Origin of the sequence: Paenibacillus sp. FSL H7-0703, from assembly GCF_038003485.1 — a bacterium.
In the GTDB taxonomy this organism is placed as follows: Bacteria; Bacillota; Bacilli; order Paenibacillales; family Paenibacillaceae; genus Paenibacillus; species Paenibacillus polymyxa_B.
Map to the genome: position 1 here is coordinate 501983 of NZ_JBBOPF010000001.1, position 21971 is coordinate 523953.

At 46.0% G+C, this 21971-nt stretch carries 4 protein-coding genes; all 4 read right to left on the reverse strand.

Annotation, left to right across the window (positions count from 1 at the left end; all coding sequences use genetic code 11):
- Positions 1-6: 6 nt before the first annotated feature.
- Positions 7-4632 carry an amino acid adenylation domain-containing protein gene (locus MHB46_RS01875; protein WP_341161409.1) on the reverse strand — a complete coding sequence of 1542 codons (4626 nt, stop codon included), beginning with the start codon at positions 4630-4632 and terminating at the stop codon, positions 7-9.
- Positions 4633-4655: 23 nt separating this feature from the next.
- Positions 4656-13529 (reverse strand): amino acid adenylation domain-containing protein, encoded by an 8874-nt coding sequence (locus tag MHB46_RS01880; protein WP_445667606.1) that lies wholly within the window; start codon positions 13527-13529, stop codon positions 4656-4658.
- Between the two features lie 705 nt (positions 13530-14234).
- Positions 14235-20324, reverse strand: coding sequence for an aminotransferase class III-fold pyridoxal phosphate-dependent enzyme (locus tag MHB46_RS01885; RefSeq protein ID WP_341161411.1), 6090 nt, complete (start codon positions 20322-20324; stop codon positions 14235-14237).
- Positions 20299-21519: an ACP S-malonyltransferase gene (fabD, locus tag MHB46_RS01890; RefSeq protein ID WP_341161412.1), complete on the reverse strand. Its 1221-nt coding sequence runs from the start codon at positions 21517-21519 to the stop codon at positions 20299-20301. Before fabD ends, MHB46_RS01885 begins: the two co-directional genes overlap by 26 nt.
- Between the last annotated feature and the right edge of the window lie 452 nt (positions 21520-21971).

Here is a 21971-nt window from a genome sequence, read left to right on the forward strand (position 1 = left end):
TATCCTTTATTTCAACAGATTTCCCAACTTATCCGATAATCGGCTTGATATTTGTTCAAATTGCCCCATAGACAATTGATTATATGTAAAATCCGTAGGGCTGCGCTCCGCCTGATCTTTAGTGCAACAATGATGGATAATATTCAATAGATGTTTTTTAAAGCCGATCGTTAATCGATCTACCGTCGCTACACCATATTCAAACCCGTTATATTCAAATTCAAACCGAAGGATTCCGTTCGTGATCATGCCGTTAATGTCAAATGTATTCGTCTTTTCCGCACGCGGGCTTCTCTCACCATTGGCTAAGTCTGCTAATCGGGAAATACGCCAAGGCATGTCTGTCTTGTTTTCTTCGTCGAATTGTCCCAAATAATTGAAGCTGATTTCCGGGAATGGTGCAGCTACTAGAGAAGCGGCTTTAGTCTGGTCCTTGGTCAAATAACGTAAAATACCATAACCGACGCCCTTATTAGGCACCCGCCGCAGCTTATCTTTAACCATTTTGATCTGATAGGCCAAGTTCTCGGGTCTGTTGACCTCGATTACAAAGGGATACAGGGAGGTAAACCAGCCGACTGTACGAGAGATGTCCAAATCTTTAATGATCTCCTCCCTGCCGTGTCCCTCCAGCAAAATCGGGATTTCGTTGTAACCGCTCAATTCATAAAAAGCCAGGCCCAAGGCTGTAAGCAACAGATCATTCATTTCCGTATGATAGGCATGATGTACATGCTTCAATAGCTTTTCCGTCTCATCCCTGCTGAGTACCACCTCCGCTTGGCGTCGATCTTGCATCAGGCTAACCGCGATTTCATGATCTCTTGGCAACCGACGTATCCTGCGTGAATCTACATTGTTCCAGTAGCTGATTTCTTGGCGTACCTGTACACTTTCGGCGTAAGTGGCCAGTCCTGAAGCCCACTCTTTGTAAGCATCAGTCTTGGCGGGCAGATTCGGCATCTCACCCCGAGCTACCTGATCATAGGCGGTGCCCAAATCTTCCAGCAAAATTCTCCAAGACACACCGTCTACAATAAGATGGTGGATAACGATCATCAGATGATCTTCACCGGATAAATGGAATAAAGCCAAGCGTATGAGAGGACCTCGTTGCAGATCCAAACTGCTTTGCAGCTCATCGCCAATGTGTCGGATTTCTTCTTCAGGCTGGCTTGATTGTGTCAAATCATAGCTCGTTAATGTAAAGAACTCACCTTCGTTCACTCCCCTGTTATAGGCGGAGGCTCCCTTTTCCTCTTCCACAAAGATGATGCGTAATGCATCGTGATGGGCTACCAGCTTGTCCATAGCGTTTTTCAGCCATAATTCATTCCATCCTCTATCATTTTGCAGCATGACCGCCTGATTATAATGGTGACGATCTCTCCGATGATGCTGAAAAAAATCGAGTTGAATGGGTGTCAATTCTACCTCACCCTCTACAATCCCCTGGGGAATGATACGGGTGATTTTTTTTATAAACGGTGCTATCAAGTGAATTTCAGGGTAACGGAATAAGTCCTTTACTTCCATTTTCAGGCCTTTGGCATTTAAGCGTATTGCAATTTGCAAGGCTTTAATCGAGTCTCCGCCAAGCTCGAAAAAGTTGTTGTGTAATCCAATTGGTTTAACGCCAATCACTTCTTCCCAGATCAAAGCGATTGTTTTTTCCAATTCATCCTGTGGTGCCTCATACACGCTATCCAACAGTGCTATTTCATCCGGTTCGGGCAGATTGGATCGGTCTATTTTCCCGTTATGGGTCAATGGCAACTGTTCCAATACAATGATTTGGGCTGGAACCATGTAGACTGGTAACTGCTGAGCCAGTTTATCTCGCAGCATGTCTTTCTCAGCTGCACCTGCAACATAGGCACATAAGTACTTTTGTCCCGCCGTGTCCAGTCGATCAACAACAACCGCATGGCGTACTCCTTCCGTTTCGAGCAAAATAGATTCAATTTCTCCAGGCTCAATCCGGTATCCGCGAATTTTATATTGGTAGTCAGCTCGCCCGATAAAATCTATATTCCCATCTGGCTGCCAGCGTGCCAGATCCCCCGTACGATACAAGCGTCCACCGGGCGAGAAAGGATCAGACACGAATTTCTCCGCTGTAAGCTCCGGTCTGTTCAGATATCCCCGCGCTACAGAAGCCCCACCAATACACAGCTCGCCCGTTACACCGACAGGGACCGGACGCATCCTGTCATCAACAATGTATAACTTATGATTCGGTAGAGCTCTGCCGATAGGCACAATACCGGACAGCGGCAATTTTTCCAGCTCGTTCTCATAAAAGCTAGACTCGATTGCGGCTTCGGTAACTCCATACGTATTAATAATTCGCATCTTGCTGCCAAAACGGGTCAACATCTTACGGTAATCTGCAACAGCCAAGCTATCTGCTCCAGTAGTAAGCAGCTTTAGTGAACTGATATTTGTACCGTGCTCATAGATGTAATTCAATAGCAGAGCTAAAAGCACAGGAGGCGTCTCAAACGTAGTAATCTTCTGCTGCTCCAACAGTGTAGCCAGGGCAGCTGGATCATTTCTCACGTTTTCAGGACAAATGACTAAGGTACCTCCATTGACAAATGCCTTGGCCAAATCGCATGCAAACACATCAAACGACATGCTGGCAATTTGCAGTAACTTAACTGGGAAATTTTTGAATCCTTGGCTTTGTCTGTAGCCGAGTGCAGTGTTGACATATTGTTGATGTTCAACCATAACGCCCTTGGGCTTACCTGTGGTACCCGATGTATAAATGACATACGCCAAAGAGCCGGGCTCATATGTGGAGATATACTGCTTGTTCGAATCCATCTCGGGCTGGAGTGGCAAGGTAGCGAGATCAACTACCTCGCCCATGAAATCCATTGTTTTCAGCCAGCCCGTCAGGTGAGATTGCGTAAGCACAATCGTCGTTCCGCAGTCACGCAGCATATATTCAATACGTTCTTCTGGATACACGGGATCTACTGGCACATAGGCAGCTCCTGCTTTCATAATTCCCAGCACCGCCACTATCATCTCAACAGACCTGTCAACCATGACAGCGACCAGACTCTCCCGTGTAATTCCACGCTTCTGCAAAAGATGGGCAAGAGCATCTGCCCTATCATTAAGTTGTCTGTAAGTGAGCATCGTATCTTCATATATGACGGCCGCTCGTTCTGGTGTACGCTCCGTCTGCGCTTCGAATATCCCGTGAAAAGTAAGTGCAGGAAACTGGACAACGGGTCCGCTCCATATTTTCGTCATATTAGCCTCTTCTTCGGTTGTTAACAGCCGAACGTCACGAAGGCAAACATCTGGATTGCTGGCAATTTGGAGGAAGACATGCTTCAAATGATGGGCCAGATGCTTCATCGCTTCACTGCTATAGACCTTACCGTTATAGGACAATATGAAACTCATTGCCGTCTTGTCTTCAACTTCAATGTTAAAGTCATACGGTATTTCTTCAAATAACCGGGCGTCTTCAATAATGAATCCGAGTTTGTCTTGCCAGTCCCGTCTCCCGATCATGTTTTCCAACGGATAGTTCTCGAATACAACGATATGATCAAGCAAGCGTTGCTTGAGTGCAGATTGCGACTGGATTTCAGCAAGTGAACAGTAACCGTTCATCCTTCCTTGGACAGAGGCTCTCTGGACATCGCGCAATAATTCAACAAAACTCTTTTCTTCATTTAATCTAATTCGTAATGGAATGGTATTAATGAACAATCCCACAATTCGCTCTACTTCATCCAATTCCGACGGGCGGCCAGATACCACCGTGCCAAAAACTACGTCCTTGATTCCGTTGTAACGACCAAGTACAATTCCCCAGGCGGCCAGAAAAAGACTGCTAAGCGTGGCCCCATTGCATTCAGCAATCGTACGCAAAGTGCTGGTCTCTGTTTCCGTCAGCGTCGTTCTATATTCCTGCAGCAGATAGCCGCCTTTTTCAGGAGTTGTAGCTGGAGTTTTTAGCATCGGAAGTCCAGCCGTTTGTTCGTAACCTTGTAATACAGAACTCCAGTAGTCCTTGGCCGCCTCCTGATCCTGTTCTTCAAGCCAGTCGGCATACCCGGTGTAAGGTCGTGGTTCAGGCAATTGAACGGAACGGCCTGTACGATAGGCCTCATAGGCCGTTAACAACTCGTCCATTATGATGCCAAGACACCAGCCGTCCATAATAATATGGTGAAAACTTAAAAGCAACGTATAAGCATCTTTATCCGTCTGAAGTACAGCCATCCGGATGAGCATATCCCTGCTCAAATCGTAATGGGTGTTACGGTCCCCATCCATAAATCTACGAATAGCGTCGGCTTGCTCCTTTCCGGTCAGCTCTGTCATATTTTCGTAAGTAATCGCCGTGTTTCGCTTTTTAAAGACAATCAGCCGCGAACGAGAAGCGGATTTATGATAAATGTTCGAGCGCAGCGTTTCATGACGCTGAACCAACAGTTGAAAGCTTTTTTGCAGGGCATTCCAATCCAGATCTCCCCGAATAGAAATACGTAATTGCTCGTAATAAGCCTGTGATTCTGGTTCCATCAGTGCATGGACGAGCATTCCTTCCTGTAAGGGAGTCAAGTTGACCACTTTTTCAATTTCAAGTCCTTTGATCATGGATATCCTCCTCGTACGAATCGTTATAGATTCTCATAAAACTGCTTCATGTCTTCAAACTCATCCAGATCCAAACCACGTGCTCCCACATCCGATGGTGTTAGTTGCCGTCCGGATTGGTCCAGACAATGCTGAATAATGCCCGACAAATGATGTTCAAAACGCAACAGAAGCATTCGGATGGTATCTGCTTCATACGCTTGACGGTTATAAAGCATGCAGATGGAAAGCTTACCGTCTTTCAGCCGCCCATCCAGATAGAGGTGATAGGCTAAATCTGAAACGCTACAATTCTGGTCGGACCATAATTCAACATCCATAGGTGATGTATGAAAGTGAGAGGAACTAACCGATTCAGAATGAATCAAGCGGAAGCCAATTTCCGGGTAATACTTAGCATTAAGTTCCGATTTACCGGAGGTTGCAGAGCCATATTTTAGTAATCCATATCCTAAACCCTGGTTGGGTACTTGCCGGACTGTCTCCTTTACGTTTCTGAGCAAAAGAGAGCTGTCTTTCCCAGGCTCCATATCCAGGACAATCGGATATATGGAACCGAATTGACCTACGGTTCTTGAAAGGTCCGGTTTGTCCAAAGTCACAGTTTGTTGCTCCCGATCATAATGTTCAAACCCAATAGCGATCTTAGACTGTCCAGACCATTCCACTATAGTCAGTCCCAATGCAGCAAGCAGTAACTCAGCGGTCACCGTATTATAGGTTTGGTTAGCCCGTGTTAACAGCTGGCTTGTTTTCTCGTCCGAAAGCTGTATGATGCAATGTTCTACTGGACGAAGTGTTTCTGAATGTGCAGGTATCTTATGGTCCTTCGGTATAAATTCGCCATTGAAATGAACCTTATCCAGCCAGTAGAGTTTCTCTTTGGCCAGCTTTTTGCTGTCTGCATAGTCTTCTAGCCACCGCATCCAGGAGTGGTAAGAATCTGTTTTGTCAGGAAGCACTATCGGTTCCCCGGTAAGAGCTTGTTCATAGGCAGTTGTGAAATCCTCAAGCAGGATACGCCAAGATGTGGGATCAGCCACTAGCGGATCTACAGAAAGGAAGAACTGGTCGGAGCCCGACATCCGGAATAAGCCTGCGCGCACTCTGGGTCCCTCAAACATTCCATAACTGTTTTGAATTCGGAAGCATTCGGTCTGTAATTGCTTGCTAGCTTCATAGGCATCATCTGAGAGTGAGAACACATCAAGTGTGAACAATTCTTCATTTTCATCTCGGTACATAAGGATATTCGGCTCATCGATCGCCGCCAGACCAAGCCGTAGTCCCTCGTGATGAGTAGTCAATGTTTGCAGCACAGACCGTAACAGATCCTCATCGAAGTCCGGGTTACCCGCAAATAGCATGGATGTTGTCGTACGCAAGGTGTAAAATGTACCCAGTTCATTCAACTGCCGCTGAATCGATGTTATTGGAATCTCTCCATGTATCGAATTCTGGTCTGTGTAGCGGAACAAAGTTGTCACAAGCTTGCTAAGGTCCTCAATGAACGGGTGCTCCATTAAAAGAGAAATGTCAAGGGAATAGCCATGCTGACGGAGACGTGAGGCCACCTGAACGGCCTTAATAGAATCGCCGCCAAGTAGAAAAAAATGATCTCGAACGCCTATATGATCACATCCCAAAACGTCTTGCCATACCACGACCAGCGCCCTTTCCACATCAGTTCTTGGAGCAACATAATCCGTTTCTAAAGAGTCATGACGGTCCGGCTCAGGTAAAGCCTTTCGATCAGTTTTTCCATTAGCCGTAAGAGGAAGCTGCTGCAGAGGCACCACATATGCTGGAATCATATAAAACGGCAGCTTCTGCTTGAGCGCATTTTGCACGTCCAGCGGACTTAATGGCTCAGAAGCCACAAAGTATGCACACAAATCCTTGTAGCCGTCTTTGTTTTCCCGCGCTACGACCACTGCTGACTGGATTCCGTCTACGGACAGCAACTGCGCTTCAATCTCACCCAGTTCAATGCGATATCCTCTTACTTTAACCTGTTGATCGATCCGCCCCAGATATTCAATGTTGCCGTCAGGCATCGAACGAGCCAAATCTCCTGTGCGGTACATCCGCTCATAACCCTCCGCTCCGCTATTAAACGGATTGGTAGCGAACTTCTCCTTTGTCAATTCCGGTCGATTAAGATAGCCCCGGGCTACTCCTATACCACTGATACAAAGTTCTCCCACCGCTCCAATCGGTTGCAATCGCTCCGTGCCTTCCTGTACAACATACAAATGAATATTATCAATCGGTTTACCGATCGGGATCACCGAGTGCTCTTCCACAGGCTCGCATTCAAAGAATGAAACGTCTACAGTAGCTTCTGTTGGACCATACAAGTTAATTAGTTTTGCGCTTCCAATCCCTGACATAATTCGATAGAAACGCGCCACCTGCTGAGGAGGCAATGCTTCGCCGCTGGCAAATACATGCTTTAGCGTTTTCAATTTGGCTTGCACGACTTCCCTTGGTTGCTGCTCCAGATATTCCAGAAAAATATGTAGCATCGCGGGTACAAAATGAAGGGTGCTTACCTTGTCTTCATTAATCGTGTTCAGGATCTGTTCGGGAGACTTTTCTCCGCCGATTGGCAACAAGCTTACTTTAGAGCCCACCATCGACCACCAGAACAACTCCCATACGGATACGTCAAAAGTAAAGGCAGTTTTTTGCAAAATCGTATCTTCTACGTTCAGCCCATATCTATTGTGCATCCAGCAGAGCCGATTCACGACGGAGCGGTGCTCAACAATAACCCCTTTCGGTTTCCCTGTGGAACCGGAAGTATAGATGATATAGGCCGCATGGTTTGGTTCTGCTAGAGGCGCAAGGTTGGAGGCATCTTCATGCCAGCTACTCATGCAGTCGGTCATAGGCTCCGTCGACCTGGACGCTTGCAAAGCCATGATCGTGGAAGCATAATCCAGCACCATTACCTTGCAGTCCGCATATTGCTTCAGCTGTTCTGCAAACTGTGGTTGTGTCAGCACCAGTTGTGTTCTTGAATCTTCAAGCATATATTGAATTCTTTCTTGTGGGTATCCCGGGTCAATGGGTACATAAGCTCCACCCGCTTTTAGAATTGCATAGATGCCAATCATCATCTCAGGTGAACGCTGAGCGATAATCCCCACCGGCTGATCCGGTCCCACTCCTTCCGCCCGCAGCGTTCGCGCTAAACGATTCGCCAGCTCATTCAACTCTTGGTAAGTCATACACTTATCTCCAAATATGATTGCCATGTCATCTGGAGTCCTGCTAACCTGCTGCTCAAACCTTCCATGAATCGTTGCATCCCGCGGAAAATAGGCAGAGGTGTTGTTGAACTCATATAGTAATAAGTGCTTATCTTCTTCTGTCAGCATATCCATGTCAGCCAAGCGAATTCCGACATCTTGAGTTGCGATTTCCAACACTTTTATATAATGGAGGGCAAATCGCTCAATCGTCTCCAACTTAAACAGGCTGGTCGAATACTCCCAGGTGAAAGTTAAATGGTCTTGAGTTTCCGTTACATGTAATGAAAGATCGAACTTCGATACACCTGCATTAAACTCATTCGGTTGCAAACGAAGTCCCTCGAATTCAATGACCTCTGTTCCCTTATTTTGCAGACTGAACATCGTATCAAAGATGGGATTGCGGCTTACATCGCGTACTCGATCCAGTTTGTCGACCAGTTGTTCAAATGGATAATCCTGGTGCTCCAACGCAAGCAGAGTGTTATGTTTGACGTCCTCCAGGAAAGCACTGAATGGCTGGGACGCTAGCGGTCGATTACGGAGAACTAAAGTATTCACAAACATGCCGATCATCGCTTCCGTATCCGCATGCCCTCTACCCGCTGCCGGCGTACCTACGAGGATGTCCTCTTGCCCGGAGTATTTGCTTAACAGCACATTATAAGCTGCCAAGAGCACCATAAAGAGCGTTGCTCCCGTGTCTCTTGCCAATTGATTAAGTCTATCCGTTAGCTTGGATTGCACAATGACGGTAAGGCTGTCCCCTGCGAAGCTCTGACTTGGCGGACGAGCAAAGTCAGTTGGCAGGTCCAATACAGGGAGCTCGCCGTGCAACGTGTCTAACCAAAATGCTTCATCCTTTACTTGGCTGTTTCCGGCATAATGTTGTTTTTGCCAAACGACATAGTCTTTGTAGTGCACGTCAATGGGGGCAAGCGGCATACCCTGATACCGCGTGCTGATCTCATCCATTAATACTGCCATCGAGAAGCCGTCTGAAATGATATGGTGCATATCGATCAGCAACATAAACTGGTCACGATGGATTGCGAACAGCTCAGCACGAATTAAAGGAGCTTTACTCAGGTCAAAAGGCTGAATAAACAGTTCATGGGCGTGATTAGCATCCTCTTCGGAAATTGGAGTAACAGGAATGTCCAGTGAAAGCATATCCTGTACCTTCTGCACGGTTTCCCCGTCTACTAACTCAAAATACGTCCGAAAGGATTCATGCCGTGAAAAAACCTCCTTCACTGCATCAATGAACCTGGAAACGTGTAACTCTCCCTCTATATGCAGTTGACCCGATACATGATACGCTGCACCTCCACCCAGTTGATCCAGCACATACATTCTTTTTTGAGCGGGAGATACCGGATAAAAGGGATGTAAATCTGCCGGAACAAGCGGCTCAAACTTTCGCTTTTGTCCTCCTTGTACATGTGCCGCCAGTTGTGCAATCGTTTGCAAATGTAAAATTTGTACCAGCGGAATATATACTTCGAATTCCTTGTTAATTCTGCTTAGAATAACAGTCGCTTTTAAGGAGTCTCCACCCATTTGAAAAAAATTATCGTTGTATCCGATATTAGATACATTCAAAACTTCCTTACATATGGATATAAGTTTGTCCTCAATCATATTACCGTCAGAAACCTGCTTCTGCGAGTCCTCTATCCTGATATCTTCTGGTTTCGGTAATGATTGAAAATCCGGCTTCCCATCAGCCAAAAGAGGGATGCTATCCATCAAAACCCAAAAGCGAGGTTGCCCATAATCAGGAAGTATTGAGCTTACACTCTCTTTCAGCTTCGCTATATCCCACGAATTAGAATTATTGTCCACTATATAAGCCACTAGATACGATGAGTTACTGCTCTCGCCGTCTTTCCGTGCCGTCAAAACACAGGCATCCAAATCCAGTGCTCGCAAAAGATGTTTCTCTATCTGCTCAAGATTCACTTGATGCCCGCGAATAAGAACATCTTGGTTAACTGCACCAATATGTCGAATTCTCCCTCCAACCTCGACATAAGCCCATTCCAGCGTCGTTCCCAGTAAACCAGCGGATGTGGCCAAATATACTTGTCCGATGGTACCCGTAGGAGACGGATGTTTATATTTATCCAAGACACAAGGATAATTCCCTTTAGAATCCGAGTGTGTCGCCCACACTTCCAGAAGCCGCTCCCTTTGCGTACTTCGAAGCAAAGACAGCGCAGATACACGCATTCCGTCTTCCTGCACAATCGAGCTTAGCAGATGTAAAAAGTACTGCGCCCATACCTCTATAGTGTCTTGTTGAAAAAGACTTGCAGCATAGTCAAAATCAAGCCGCAATTGCTGACCAGACTCCGTAACATTCAGGAACAACTCATACTGACAGGACAATATTTCATGTTCCAACAATTCTGTTTCCAGTCCGTAATAGTGAAACTCCGGAATGGGCCTATCCATATTGAACAACACCTTAAGAATGGGCAAATGGCTTAATCCTAGCTGGGCAAGTCCGGCAAAGCTGTATTTCTGATAAGCATCCAGCGTATGCATTACTCGCTTGACCGTCTGCGTGAATTCCGTGAACGTTGCTCCAGAGTCTACCTCACAAATCACTGGAAGTAAGTTAACGCAGTGGCCAATTAGCGGGGACACACCCATATGAGATTGCCCTGCGGTTGGAATACCTACTATTATTTGATTTTGGCCTGTCAGTCTGTGCAAGAAAAGCTGAAAAGCAGACAATAAAGTCACAAACAAGCTGTTGCCAAGCCGAATACTGACTGATTTCAGTTGCTTCACCAGAGGCGCATCCACCACAATGGTGTGCCGTGCTCCGCGCGAAGAGGGAGAGCTGATGTTGCGTTGGAGAGACGGCAAGTCAAGAACTGGCAATGGCTTCGCAAGTACATCCGACCAAAAAGCAAGGGCAGCTGCTCCACCTGCCTCTAACTGGTTTTGCTGCCATGCTGCGAAAACTCGGAACGGAACAGGATCGGGAAGCGTGCAGCGTTCGCCCCGTACACAAGCGGAATAAAGTTGTTCCAGTTCATGGAAAAATACACCGATGGACCAGCCATCTGCAATCAGATGATGAAATGTAAATGCAGCGATGTGCTTCTCATTCGACGTTTTTAAAAGCTGGATACGGAATAAAGGTTCCCCCGCACTTATTGGGAATACGGTCTCCCTGTCCTTCTCCATCCAAGTACGGATATCGTGTTTCTGCTCCTCTCCAGAAAGACTGCTGATATCATGTAGCGGAATGCTGACAGTCATTGCCCGGGCGATGATCTGCGTTTCTCCGTCCTCCCCCATAAAGGTGCGTAAGGCTTCGTGGCGCTCAACGATGTGATGGACAGCCTCATTAAATTCCTTAACATGTAGCGGGCCCCGGAAACGCAGTAAAACAGTCTCATGAAGCGACTCCGACCCCTTTGAATCCGAGACTGAGGCGAACCATAACTGCTTCTGATCCGGAGTCAGCTTAATCGTCGATTCCTTAAGGTCTGCAGTTGCAGTTTCAGGAAAAAAAGCCTTGTTTAGATCGCTTTCATGAGGGTGCAGATCCGGCAGAAATCCTCCTTTGCGCAGCTCATTAACGCTCTCTTTAATTGCCTGTACAATTCGCTCCATATCTTCCGAAGTATGAGCCGTTGACAAAAAACAGTTACGGCCTTCCCATATATAAATTCCTTTATCCAGCATGTGATAGAAGAATAGTTCCAAGTCACCTTTAAGGACGAAGCGGAACAAGGAACCGAAGTAAACGACCTTTATAGGTATCTGTTCCTCCGTAAAATAGTGGTTCAGTTCTGCTGCGAGCGCCTTCGTACGACTATTCAGCTCGTTATGCAGTTGCCCCCTGTCCTTCTCCAACCGCTCTAGTACGGCCAGCGAAGCTGCCATAGCCAGGGGGTGATGGCAAAAAGTTCCCGCTACAAACGTTCGCTGTTGCTCACGCTGTGGATAAGAGTCATCTCCGAAGCTCCACATTCCTCCATCAATTCCATCCATGAACGATGCTTTCCCTGCCACGATACCGATCGGAAGACCGCCGCCAATGATTTTACCGTAAGTTACAAGGTCGGCTTCAATGCCGTACCACGCCTGCGCACCCCCCGGCTGAATACGGAAGCCCGTAATTACCTCATCAAAAATGAACGCGGTCCCGGATTGTTCCGTAATCTGGCGTACTTCCTTCAGAAAAGCTGCAGGCTGGAAATCAGGGCGCCGACTCTGCACTGGTTCTATGAGAACAGCAGCCAGTTCATGGGCATGGGAGCGGATATATTGGAGTGACTCGTCCGTTCCATAGCTGAGCACAACGACATCGTCCACCATATGCTGTAGTATACCAGGTGCCAGAGGAGTGGAATGTTGTTCCCTGTCATCCGTTGCTCCCCCCAATGCCAATATTCCATCAAAGGTACCGTGATAGGAACCAGAAAAAATCACCACTTTATCGCGCTCGGTGGCAGCCCGTGCTAACCGAAGAGCCACCATGATCGCCTCTGTCCCCGAGTTATATAGCGCAATTCGTTCCATGCCTGTCATTTTGCAAATTTTTTCGGCAATCTGCCCGGCCATATTAGACATCGGTCCAAGGCACATCCCGTTATGTATTTCCTTCTCTATCGATTCACGGATAAAGGATGGGTTGTGACCAAACAAATTGACCCCAAACCCCATCGTCAAATCAATATATTCATTACCATCCAAATCCCAAATTTTAGAACCCTCTGCACGTTGGGATATAATCTGATACACCATTTCCTTGAGAGCAAGCCTAAATCCGGCCACATTCCGGTTATTGGCGTATACAGACCTGTATTGCTGAGTATACTCTTTGGTCTTTCGTGTGCGCATCGTGTAATGTTCAATCAGCTTTTGCAGATGCTTTTCCTGCCTAAGTGAAAGTGAATTATGGGCCTGTACATTTATTTTTTGATAAGGAACAAATGCTTTCGGTTTTTTTCTGTCTGGCAAAACAGCTGACATGGAAGCCTGTACGGGGAAAACAGAAGTAACTGTGGCAGCTACCTCCTTCATCGCGGATGTCTGAGGCTCGACAGCAGTTTGTAGTGAAAGCGATTCAAGCATTGCCACTGGTGCAAGCCGAGATTGACACAGTATTTCCATCTGCTGCGACATGAGTTGAAGTTGCATTTCTAAAATTCGTTCTCTCCCCGCAAATACATCCTTATTTGATAGCTTGCTTTCTTGTGGTGCGGGGCCTTCTATAGGGATAGTAGATTTTTGACTCCAGCCCGACAAAACGGAAGGTACCGAAGAAGTGATACTAGACGACGCACCCAGCTGATGCTCCTCCGAATTCTGGAACAATTCTTCAGAGGTCGAGGTTACCCTATCAGCAATATAGTTTGTCAGCAACTCCAGCGTAGTCAGTGATTCAAAAAACTCGTTCATCGGGATATCCAAGCCAAACGTACTTTTAATGCTGTGTCTAACCTGAGATAGAAGAATAGAGTCTAAACCCAGTTCTAAAAAATGTTTTTGCGGCTCTAATTCGTCTGGACTGAGTTGGGATACACTTTCGATTATTTTTGACAGTTTATTAGCAATCGTAGATTTTTGCGGATTGGAAGCAGATTCCGTCGAGAAATACTCATTCACCATCTTTTCAGACTCCTTTACTGTGGGGTATTCAAGGAATAATTTTATCCTTTCCAGCTGTGACGCTAGCCTAAAAAGCACGATATAACCTAGCTAGGGGTAGAGATAAAGTTCTCATAGGAAGGTAATTATGAACGGTCCACTGTATAAGGAAACCATCCTTATACTAATAAAATATAATTATCCATCTGGTAAAGCGAGGATCTAATTTGTTTTATTAAACCATTAATGGCTAAATTCTTTAATTCAACTTATTATGCAGGATATAGTTTTTTTCCAGTATTGATTCTTAAAAACTCAAATCTTTTCTTTTACCCGCTGACATGAGTCCTCATAAACTTTAAAATTTATGACACTTAAATCTCAAATTAAAGACTCAAAAGCTTTAATATGGTTGCTCTGCCCTTTACGAGCGATTACAACCACTTACAAAATATGACCTTTGTTGACTCCTGTCGATTCAGCGCAGCCTCACGGCCCAATTGCGATTTCCTCTCCGACCGACTCTTTCATAACTGATGCCCACACTACTAAAAATGCCAAGTCCTAAGAATAGAACCTGACATTTTACCAAATTTGGAGCGTAAAGACGTCGAAGTACACTTTACTCAATTTTTCGGCAAAATAATACGGGATTGGCCAATTCACTTAACGTCTTACATTAATATACGTTCGCATGTTAAGAAGTCATTTCGTTTCTTGACATTAAGCGAACCAGAACTGCCTTTGATCCGGGGTTAGTGGAATGACCGTTTCATCCACATCCACTGTCGATACTTCTGAAGGGTCAGCTATAGACACACTTCGCTTACCTGGACCTGGGCCTTTCCCGATCGGGGTCAGATCAGGCAAGAAGCCCCCTTTACGCAGCTCATCTACACTGTCCTTGACAGCTTGTATGATCCGCGCAATATCTTCCTCCGTATGAGCGGTCGACAAGAAGCAGTTCCGCCCTTCCCAGATGTAAATACCCTTTTCCAGCATGTGATAGAAGAAAAGCTCCAGATCACCCTTGAGTACGAAGCGAAATAGTGAACCAAAGTGAACAATCTTCATGGGTATCTGCTCATGGGTAAAGTAACTATTTAACTCTGCTGCCAACGCCGAAGTACGGCTGTTCAACTGATTTTGCAGCTGTTCGCCGTGGCTTTCCAAATAATCCAACACTGCTAGGGATGCCGCCATCGCCAGCGGGTGATGACAGAACGTACCGGCTACAAAGGTTCGCCGATGCTCATTCTGAGGATACGAATCATCTCCGAAGCTCCAGGTGCCACCGTCAATCCCATCCATAAAGGCGGCTTTCCCTGCTACGATACCGATCGGCATCCCGCCGCCAATAATTTTACCGTAGGTCACAAGGTCAGCCTGTACACCAAACCACGCTTGAGCGCCTCCCGGTTGAATTCGGAAGCCTGTAATCACTTCATCAAAAATAAAAGCTGTACCGGATTGCTCCGTGATTTGACGAACCTCCTGCAAAAAGGCCTTCGGCTGAAAATCGGGACGACGGCTTTGCACTGGTTCCACTAGCACAGCAGCCAGCTCCTGCCCATGTGTGCGTATATAATCCAGCGATTCATCCGTTCCATAGTTAAGTACAACGATATCGTCCACCATGTGCTGCAAAATGCCAGGCGCAAGAGGTGTAGAATGCTCCTTATTGTTGCCAGCGCTACCCAACGCAAGCACCCCATCGAATGTACCGTGATAGGAGCCGGCAAAAATGGCTACTTTGGCTCGCCCGGTGGCAGCACGCGCCAAACGAAGAGCAACCATAACCGCCTCAGTGCCGGAATTGTACAAAGCGATCCGTTCTACACCGGTCAGCTTGCAAATCTTCTCGGCGACTTGTCCTGCCATGTTGGACATAGGTCCGACACACATGCCGTTCTTTAGCTCTGCCTCAATTTTTTCACGGATAAAGGCTGGATTGTGTCCAAACAGATTAACACCAAAGCCCATGGTCAAATCTACATATTCATTCCCATCCAAATCCCAAATTTTGGACCCGTCTGCACGTTGAGATACAATTTGATAGACCATTTCCTTTAAAATAGGCCGGAAGCCAGCTACATTACGGTTATTCGCGTAGACAGACCGATACTGCTGAGTGTACTGCTTGGTGCTTCGCGTCCGAGCAGTATAGCGCTCAATCAGCTCTTGCAGATGTTGTTCTTGTCGTTGTGAAAGCAATTCATGGGCTTTGACCTCCAGCTTTTTATAAGGCGTAAACGGTTTTGCTTCATGGCCTGCCTTCTTCGGAACAGCTAGTACCGGTGAAACAGTAGCTAATGCAGTTGCGACTTCCTGTTTGGTTTCAATGATCTCTGCGCTTCCTCTATTTGCTGACGACAAACCCCTTTCCGGTTGAAATGATTGAGAAACGGATGTCGGAGGAGTCGGTTGAGTTCGGAGCACATCAAGCTGCTGTGACATCACGTGCAGCTGCTGCTGCAAAATCTGCTCGATACCAGCAGAAGTCGCTATAACTGTTGTGCTTTGAAATGGCTCTTGCCCGGACGTAACTATTCCATGAGTCGATGTACCAATTGCGCTGGAATCCTGCCCTGTCCAGGTTGATACTGTAGTAGCATCTACCCGATTAAGGGGTATTTCCGGTTGGCTTTCCAGAGCACCAACTGCTGCCTCGTCAGAAACGGAACTCACCTGATCTGCAACGTAGCTAGTCAACAATTCGAGCGTGGTCAGCGATTCAAAAAATTCATTCATTGGGACATCCAGGTCGAATGTATCCTTGATGCTGTGGCGGACCTGGGACAAATTAATGGAGTCCAGCCCTAGTTCTAGAAAATGTGTTCGCGGTTCCAGTTCCTCAAGACTAAGTTGTGACACATTACCGATCATTTTCGCTAGCTTTTGTTGAATGGAATATTTATGCTTTTCCGTAAACGACGCTGACGTCGAATACTCATTCTCCATAATTTCAGACTCCCTTACTATTGTATTTTTATAAACGGGTGCAGTCTGCTCCGCTCGAACCTGTTCTGGAACATGAATCCAGCACCTTTTCCTTTCAAACGGATACGTAGGCAGCGAAATCCTTTTGTACGGGTGACCTGCGTATAGCGTGTCCCAGTCTATCTGTGCCCCCTGTACGTACTTCACTGCTACTTGCTCCAGTGCTTGCAAAGTGTCTGAGCTTCCGACGGCTGTTTCTGTACCAACATTACTATCTACTTTCCCAATGTATACACCTTCAATGGCCTTGCCCTGCTCATGAAGCTGATGTAATTTCGCTTTCAGGGCCTCCGCTCCTTCGGCTATCACAGCCACTCGATATGTTAAGTGACTTCTGCCTGTGTTAGCCGTATAGCATACATCCTCCATCGGCAATTCTTTCTCACGTTCAAAGCGATCCACGTACCGTGCAATCAACTCGCTTAAAGCTCCTTCAGTTCGCGCCGATAGTGTCAGCAGCAATGGCGATGATCCATTTTTTCGGTCGGTGGTTTCTTGGTCCGCACCCTTTTTCGCTATATATTCTTCCAGCACCACGTGACAGTTTGTCCCGCTGAAGCCAAAGGAACTCACCCCGCATCTTCTCGGGAATCCGTCTGTCTTCCATTCCCTCAGTCTAGTGTTGGCATACACCGGAGATTCTTCAAAATGGATGTTCCGGTTGGGTGTGCGAAAATGAACGAGCGGTGCAATTTGCTGATGTTTCATTGACAGCACGCATTTGATCAATCCCGCAATCCCAGCAGCTTCGTATAAATGCCCAATATTCGTTTTGACCGTGCTTATCGCCACAAACTGCTTGCGCTGTGTAAATTTGCGGAATGCTTGGGTAATGCCCTTAATTTCAACGGGGTCACCCAGCTTGGTGCCAGTACCATGGGCTTCAATATAGCTTACCGTCTCGGGATCGATCCGTGCATCACGCCACGCCTGCGAAATGACTTCTGATTGAGCCAGCGCATTGGGCGCGGAAATTCCAATCGTACTGCCGTCCTGATTAATCGCGCTTCCTTTGATCACACCCAGAATGTGATCTCCGTCTTTTTCCGCTTGACGAAGCGGCTTTAAGAGAACGGCTCCAACGCCTTCGCCCCAGCCAGTGCCGTCCGACTGATCGTCGAATGCTCGTGCCCGGTCATCGGAGGATTCCATGCCAATGCCAGCTTTCAACGGCAGCAAAATGGTCTTCACTCCACCGGCCAAAGCCATCTCGCAGTCTCCATTCAAAATCGACTTACACGCCAGATGTACCGCCACGAGTGACGAGGAGCATGCCGTATCAATGGTCAGTGCCGGGCCTTTTAAATCAAGCAAATACGCAATCCGACTGGAGATAACGGACGGAAGATTGCCTATGCCAAAGTTTGGAAGCGCCCCTGGCTCCACTTCGGACAACAATCGTTCATATTCAAAGCTGGTTTTGGAGAATCCAACATACACTCCTACCTTTTTCCCCGACAGCTGTTTTCCTCCATAGCCTGCATCCTCAATCGTGCTCCAAGCAGTTTGCAGAAATAAACGTTGATTCGGGTCCATCAGAGAAGCTTCCCGTGGAGTTAGCTTGAAGAAGGTGTAGTCAAATTTGTCCACTTCATCCAGATAGCCACCTTCGGCGATTTGCATGTTTCTCCCTTCCATATTCAGACGGGAAATAAAAGCTTCGGCATCCTTTTTTCTTTCGTCGCTATATGGACTGATATGGTCTGTACCGGAAGCTACATTCGCCCAAAACTGCTCCAGTGTATCCGCATGAGGAAACTTACCGGACATGCCAATGATAGCAATATCCAAGTCCTCTACCTCCTCTTTGGATTCCAGTTGCGGTGCTGTAATCACCTTATGACCTAAATTCTGACTGGATATATATCCAGCTAGCTTGGCGATAGTCGGATAAGAGAAGAAGTCCGTTACCTCAATATGAATCCCGAGTTGTTCCTCTAATTGGTCCACGATCTGAACGAGTTGTAAGGAAGTTACGCCGATATCAAAGTAGCTGTCTTCCGTTCCAATTGACTGTACATTTAAAATAGCTTGGCAAATCCCAATCAGTTTTTGCTCGATCTCACCTTGATGAATAGGGGCATGGTTCGCTACCTGTGTAATTTGAGTGGCCTCCGCCAGGGATGCCAATACTGCATCAAATTCTCCCTTCTCGTAGCTCTGAGCTAGCTTGTAGCGCTGAACCTTTCCACTAGTAGTTTTGGGAATACGGCGGATTGGAACTACATCTTGAATATGCCATCCTCCCCGATAGTTCAAATGGCTTTTCAGCCTTTGAACTGTTGGCAAAAATAACTCTATTTTTTTCGTGTGCATCACAAAAACAACAATACGATCCTGTCGAGTTTGTGCATCATGTACACCGCAGACAGCTACTTTCCCCAGATCCACCCCGTCCAGTTCCTCTGCAATCCTTTCGATATCATGCGGATAAACGTTCTGGCCGTTCACGAAAATAATATCCTTGGCTCTACCTGTAATCACCAGTCGTCCGTTTCTCATAAAACCCAAGTCTCCGGTAATGAGCCAGCCATCCTCTGTCTTGACCTTTGCGGTAGCCTCGGGATTGTTATAGTACCCCGCAGTCACATTTTTGCCGCGAATTTGAGTGTATCCGATTACATCATCTTTTAGCACCTGATTTTGCTCATCACAAATACGAACGGAGGTGCTGGCCATGGGGTAGCCCAAATCCGCAAACGTAAGACAACGCTTATCGGATGAATCTACTTCTTCTATAGGTTCACCTACATGCAGCTGCTGCCGATTTAAATGAATGGTAACAAAATTATTTTTATCCAAAGGTGGAGTGGAGACACCTACGCTTGCCTCTGCCAAGCCGTATACAGGATACATGATATTTTTATTTAATCCATGTACACTCATGGCTTCCATAAATACATGGCAAAGCTCCACCGATATGGGCTCAGCCCCATTTAAAATCATACGAACACTTGACAAATCCCAGTTATCCGCTGTTTTAGATTTATATTGATCAAGGAAAAATTTATAGCCGAAGTTAGGAGAACAGATTTGAGTCACCTTATGCTCCGACACCTTTTTTAGCCATAATGAAGGACGTCTTATAAAAAGAGCTGTTGGCATAATGAGTTGCTTGGCATGGGCGATGACACAAGTTAAATGAAAAGCGATCAACCCCAAATCATGTGTGAGTGGCATCCAGCCCAGATACGCATCACTTGAAGTCATTCCCGTTTGACTGGCGATATCCCGAATATTGTATACGAGATTCTCATGCGTCAGCATGACTCCCTTAGGATCACCTGTCGAACCAGAGGAAAATTGAATAAACGCCAAATCCTCCGGTCTGGATTCATGTATGGTCCCTTTGTTCTGATCGGAATAATCAAAATCATGACTAGAAAAGGTCGCTTTTTTTACAGAATCAAAGAAATCCAGCATCTCATGCTGGTGAGAATACTTTTCTAGCTGCTCTAGTACTTTATGATCCGCAATCATGTAAGGGCAAGTAAGGGTACTCCAGATTTTAAACAGCTTCATTTTATGTTCATCATTATTCCCGATACTTACAGGTACGGGGACGATTCCTCCGAGCAGACAGCCCCAAAACACATTCACAAAGGTATGATTGTCTTCAATTTGCATAATTAGCTTATTACCAGGCTGTACTCCTTTTTCCTGCAATTGATGAAGCACCTGCAGTGCTTGCTCCAGAAGCTGACTGTAGCTTACATACTCCTCCTGTGTATCACCTGAAATGAAAATAATCCCATTTTCAGCTCTACTGGCTCGGTCCTGAATGATTTCAATTAAAGTTTGAAACTGTTCCATCCTGATCCCTCCTCAAAAGGTCTAAAACTTCCTCCTGCTCTCCTGCAGATACTTGTTTGGTTTGCAATATCAGGCGAATACACTCCAGCGCTTCGCGTCTTAGTTCATAAGCAGAAGAAGAGTTGTCCGATTCTATGCTTTTGAGTAACTCTTCCAACCTGCGAATAGGTAAAATAACCCCCTTATGATACTCATCCTCATTCCAATTGGCATTGGGTGTAGACATCGCCACCGCCAGCGGTTTGACCAACCAATCACGGATCGAAAAACGACGTTCCAGTTCAATCCGATCCAAGTCTCTGTCCAAGGAAAGCACCTCAAAAGCGATGTTTGTTTCCTTTGCCAAGTTTTTCAGCACCGTTCGCGGTCCTAATTCAATCCCCTGCTTCACCCCATGTTTCTCCATATACTGCATCGTTTGTATCCACCGCACTGGACGGATCATTTGCAAATGCAAACCTTGACGAATGCTGTTGGCATCCGTATATGGCAGTGCTGTAACATTAGAAATGACAGGCCACAGTGGTTCATGAAACGTATATTTTTGCAGTTCCAATGCTAATCGGTCAGCAGCATGCTGCATAAGCGGGCTGTGAAAAGGGCCGCTTACCTGCAAACGGGTAATTTGGAACCCGCGTTGCTCTAATTGTCCCGCCACCGCAGCAACAGAGACATGATGACCAGAAACGACGTATTGATAGGAAGAGTTATAACATGCGATGGTAATAGGCTGACTGGTTACGGCATAATGATCGCACAGCTCTTCTAGCAGATTTAAATCAGCCCCACGAACAGCAACCATGCAACCCACTCTGGCCTCTGAGGCTTCTTCCATAAAGCGTCCTCGTTCTTGCACCACCCGCAAAGCATCGCCAAACGACAAGACTCCGCTGCTTACCAATGCAGAGTACTCACCCAAACTATGTCCTGCCGAAAATTCAGGAATAATCCCAACATCGTGCATGTAACGTCTGAATGCGATGACACTGATCGTGAGAAGTGCCGGCTGGGTGTAGGATGTTCTCGATAATTGAGAGATGGGTCCTTCCATACATAAAGTTTTCAAATCATACCCCAAAATATCAGCAGCCTCTTCAAAAATGTGACCTGCCTCTGAAAAACCGTCATGCCATGCCGCTCCCATCCCGACATACTGAGATCCTTGTCCCGAAAAAAGCAAAGTCATGCGATTCATGTCCAACCCCTTTCCTCACCATAAAAAAAGCGGTAAAACAAATGTTTTATGGGATCCAGATGTTCACATTCCTATGTATTTAAAATAGATACAGCAAAAACAACAAAATGTCTTGCCACAAACAAACAGTAATCGACATGTTAAAGTAAATCGTTTTTGAGTTTCATGATGTAGTTAGAAATAAAAAGTGTGTAAGTAGACTTGGAAGTGTAAAAAAATGGAGAGTGCTGGAAGTTCAGGCTCGATACTTAGAAACTTCAGCATCATAGATGATGTAGTAAAACATAGATTAAGGCTATTAATTTATTATAAACATTAAAATGAATTAAAGTACAGTGATATATAATACATATATTTTATAAACAAAAACAATCCCCTCTTTTGTTTAAAAAAAGGAATTGTTTTCAGCTTTTTAATGAATTTACATGAAAATTTCATATTCTAAACTATTG